Here is a 3,505-nt window from a genome sequence, read left to right as displayed (position 1 = left end):
TCGCCGCCGTCCGCGTCGGTCGGCTCGGCCCGACCGTCGCGTTCGACCACGGGCAGGTGCTCGACCTCGTGATCCCGGAGCGCGGCCACGGCGTCGACGATGGAGGCGTCGGGCGCGACCGTCTCGACCGGGGCCGACATCACGTCCGCGAGCGGTACCGCCCCGAGGTTCGGCCGATCGCAGAGGCAGGTTACGAAGTCGCCCTCCGTGAGGATGCCGACCGGCCGCTCGTCCTCGACGACGACGACGGAGCTGACGCGCTCGTCGCGCATGTGCGTCGCGGCGTCCTTCGCGGTCGCTTCGGGCGTCGCCGTGACGACGTCCGCGACCATGATCTCGGCGACGGGGATCTGTGCGTGCATCGCGGTGACATACGACACCCGGGGTAATCACTCACCGGTGTGATCGTCGGCCGTCGGCGCCGAGCCCGCCGTCAGGGGTCGATCGGCCTGCCGCCCTCGGTCGGCGGCGCCACGAGATCGACGAAGTCCTCGAGCGAGGGTTCCTCGACGCGGACCCGGACCGCGATCTCGCCGAGTTCGTCGGGTTCCCCGACCGAGAAGTTCACCCGGCCCATCAGGGCCGGTTGCTTCTTGAGCGCGAACGAAAACGCGTCCCCCTCGCGATTCGCGAAGAACTCGCCGCGGGCGGTGTCGAGGATCTCCTGGCGGTGTAACAGCTCGGAGAGGTGCTCGAGCGAGTGCGCCGTCCCGCGGATCTCGCCGTGACCCTCCTCGAGCTCGGCGTTCGGGAAGACGTTGGTGATCGCGTCCGCCACGCGCGAGGTGACCTCGGTGTCGAACACCGGGGCCGTGATCTCCACGTCGACGCGGTAGACCCCCGTCATGGTCGTTCCACCGTGGCGTCCGCCCGGATCACCCGGCGGACCCGTTCGTGGAACGTCGCCAGCGCGTCCGCGTTTTCGATCACGACGTCCGCGCGCTCCATCGCCTCGCCCGTGCCCCAGCCGAGTTCGCGCTCGTCGCGCGACTCGAGCGACTCGCCGCCGTCGGCCTCGCCGGCGTCGCGCCCGCGGAGGTCCAGGCGCTCGCGGCGCACTTCGTAGGGAGCTTCGATACTCACGAGCGTGAAGTTCTCGTCGAAGGCCGCCTCGAAGGTCTCGACCTCGACGTCCGAGCGGATGCCGTCGACGAGGACGGCGTCGTGGTCGGCCAGCCGGTCCTCGATCATCGGCAGCGAGCGTTCGGCGATCGCCGCGGGGCCGTGCTCGTCGCGCAGCGCCTGGGCGACCGCGCCGTGGTCCTTCGCCGGGTCCAGCCCCCGGTCGGCGGTCTCCTGGCGGACGACGTCGCCCATCGTCACCACCGGGATGCCCTCCTCGCGGGCGACCGTCGCGGCCTCGCCCTTGCCGCTGCCCGGCAGCCCCACGGTTCCGATGACGTGCATCGTCTCTCCGTAGCGCCGACTGGCGTATAAGGACTGTGGGTCTCCACCGGGCCACCTCGACCGCCGGTCGTGCGGAAAAATGCGCGCGTTCGGCCTACATCCGCTGCAGGCGGATCTCGTCGTCGGTGATCTCGTCGATGTTGCTCTCGTCCATCTGGTAGGTGTCCTCGTCCGAGTCGCCCCAGCCCAGTTTGGACTTGATGGTGTCCGTGACGCCCGGATCGGGGTCGACGTGGACGTTATCGCCGTGCACCTCGGTGACGACGCCGATCTTGTCGCCTTCGGCGTTTACTACGGGCTTTCCCTCGTCGTCGTCCGTGAAGTTCGTGCGCATCGCATCGGGAATGGGGACGGGACCGACGAAGTATCTCACAGGCGCAGGGGCAGGGCGTTTACGTGGGGGCGGTCGTGCGACCCGCGCTCGGCGACCGGGACGTCCGAGTTTGCGAGGTGGCGGCGATTCGCCGGCGACTCGACGGGGAACCGCACGCGTCGGCCGGAGGACTATTGGGTCGCGTCGTCGAGGCTCTACACCATGTACCTCGCCGACGAGACCTGGCCGGACCTCGAGGCGTACGTCGAGTCGGAGTCGCTCGCCCTGGTCCCGCTGGGGTCGACGGAACAACACGGTCCGCACCTGCCGGAGGGAACCGACCACCTGATCGCGGAGGGGCTGGCCCGCGAGGCGGCCGACCGGACCGGCTACCTCTGCACGCCGACGATCACCGTCGGCGTCAGCGCTCACCACCGCCAGTTCCACGGGACGATGTGGGTCGACCCGCCGGCGTTTCGCGCATACGTCGAGTCGCTCACCCGCAACCTCACGTACCACGGGATCGACCGCGTGATCTACGTCAACGCCCACGGCGGCAACGTCGGACCCCTGCGCGAGGTGGGCAAGCGGCTACACGAGGACCGCGCGGCGTACGCCATCGAGTGGATGTGGGACGAGAGCATTCCCGGGCTCGTCGACGAACTCTTCGAGACGCCCGGCCCCCACGGCGGGCCGAAGGAGACGGCGATGATCATGCACCTCGCCGGCGATCTGGTGAAGGAGGATCGCCTGGAGTGGGCGCGCGACGAGGGTTTGGTGGAGTGGGGGGCGGGTGCGGGCCGCGAGTTCGGCGCGCGGACGTTCTTCGACGCCATCGACAACACCGACAACGGCGTGCTCGGCGACCAGACCGACGCGACGCCGGCCAAGGGCGCCGAGCTCTTCGAGGCGGCGAGCGAGCAACTGGTCCGGCTGTGCGAGTGGCTCGACGAACGGCCCGCCGAGGACTTGCTCCCGAAGGAACACGTGTAGCCCCTGGTGAAAGCGTGCGCGTACCGCCCCGGGTCGGTCGGAATCGCCGTTTCGCGGGCGCCGACCCGAGCGCGAACGCGTCGCCGCGGCGGGTCCGTCGGATCCTCGTCGTCCGTCCAGCGTTCGGATGCGGCACGGAACCGGATCGGAACGGTCACCTCCCGCTCGCGGTCCGATCCGATCGACCGCCGGCGCCGGTAGCGACACGACCGCTGACGGAAGCTGCGTTCATATAGCGGGCGGTCGTACTAGTCGTGTGACCCGGACCACGCTGTTGGTGCCGATTCGGTACCCTCCCGCGGAAGCCAGCGTGCGGACGATGGCCCGCGCCATCGACCTCGCGGACGAACTCGACGACCCGCACCTCTACATCCTGCACGTGAACGTTCTGCACGAGGGCGAGGCCGTCGACCGGACGGATCTCCGTCGCGCCGTCGAGGAGGCGGTCGATCCGCCCTCGAACGCGAGCTGTCACGTCCGGGACGCGTATCTGATCGAGGAAGCGATTCTCCGCGAGGCGTCCCAGCAGAACGCCGACTACGTCGTCATCGGAAAATCGATGCGGGCGCGCTGGCGCCGACTGCTGGCCGACCGTCTCGGCGTCGGCGTCGATCTCGAGGCGTTTCTCGACAACCAGCTGAACGCCGAACTGGTCGTCAGTTAGCACCGGTGGTGGGACGCGTGACCGTCGACGACGCTCTTCGCGTGTCGCGACCGAGCGCCCGGGCGGTCGAATTCGGCTGACGAAAACCGACTCTCGTGCGCGTCCGTGTGGTGAAAACCGACTCTCGT

Annotated in this window: 6 protein-coding genes; 2 read left to right on the top strand and 4 right to left on the bottom strand. The window is 69.4% G+C overall.

Annotated features, from left to right (window positions below):
• The 4 genes from QZT59_RS12225 to QZT59_RS12210 form a co-directional block, all read right to left on the bottom strand.
• The coding region (locus QZT59_RS12225) for a CBS domain-containing protein (protein WP_290816469.1) at positions 1–362 on the bottom strand (362 nt) is incomplete at its 3' end.
• Between the two features lie 71 nt (positions 363–433).
• A complete protein-coding gene (locus QZT59_RS12220; RefSeq protein ID WP_290816466.1) occupies positions 434–847 on the bottom strand; it encodes an RNA-binding domain-containing protein in 414 nt (137 codons plus the stop codon).
• Entirely contained in the window at positions 844–1,407 is a 564-nt protein-coding gene (locus QZT59_RS12215) for an AAA family ATPase (protein WP_290816465.1), read from the bottom strand. Before QZT59_RS12215 ends, QZT59_RS12220 begins: the two co-directional genes overlap by 4 nt.
• Before the next feature lie 94 nt (positions 1,408–1,501).
• Positions 1,502–1,741, bottom strand: coding sequence for a PRC-barrel domain containing protein (locus QZT59_RS12210; RefSeq protein WP_290816462.1), 240 nt, complete (start codon positions 1,739–1,741; stop codon positions 1,502–1,504).
• A gap of 201 nt (positions 1,742–1,942) precedes the next feature.
• Between QZT59_RS12210 and QZT59_RS12205 the strand changes: the two genes are divergently transcribed.
• Entirely contained in the window at positions 1,943–2,713 is a 771-nt protein-coding gene (locus QZT59_RS12205; RefSeq protein ID WP_290816459.1) for a creatininase family protein, read from the top strand.
• A gap of 256 nt (positions 2,714–2,969) precedes the next feature.
• A complete protein-coding gene (locus tag QZT59_RS12200; protein ID WP_290816457.1) occupies positions 2,970–3,377 on the top strand; it encodes a universal stress family protein in 408 nt (135 codons plus the stop codon).
• Positions 3,378–3,505: the final 128 nt, after the last annotated feature.

Origin of the sequence: Halovivax sp. (genome assembly GCA_007119345.1) — an archaeon.
Classification (GTDB): domain Archaea; phylum Halobacteriota; class Halobacteria; order Halobacteriales; family Natrialbaceae; genus Halovivax.
Note: the sequence above shows the minus strand (reverse complement) of the source record. Positions and strands in the feature narration are given on the sequence as shown.

Coding starts and splice junctions, on each gene's coding strand:
- QZT59_RS12215 (WP_290816465.1), bottom strand. CDS start 1,407: ATGCACGTCATCGGAACCGTGGGGCTGCCGGGCAGCGGCAAGGGCGAG.
- QZT59_RS12210 (WP_290816462.1), bottom strand. CDS start 1,741: ATGCGCACGAACTTCACGGACGACGACGAGGGAAAGCCCGTAGTAAAC.
- QZT59_RS12220 (WP_290816466.1), bottom strand. CDS start 847: ATGACGGGGGTCTACCGCGTCGACGTGGAGATCACGGCCCCGGTGTTC.
- QZT59_RS12205 (WP_290816459.1), top strand. CDS start 1,943: ATGTACCTCGCCGACGAGACCTGGCCGGACCTCGAGGCGTACGTCGAG.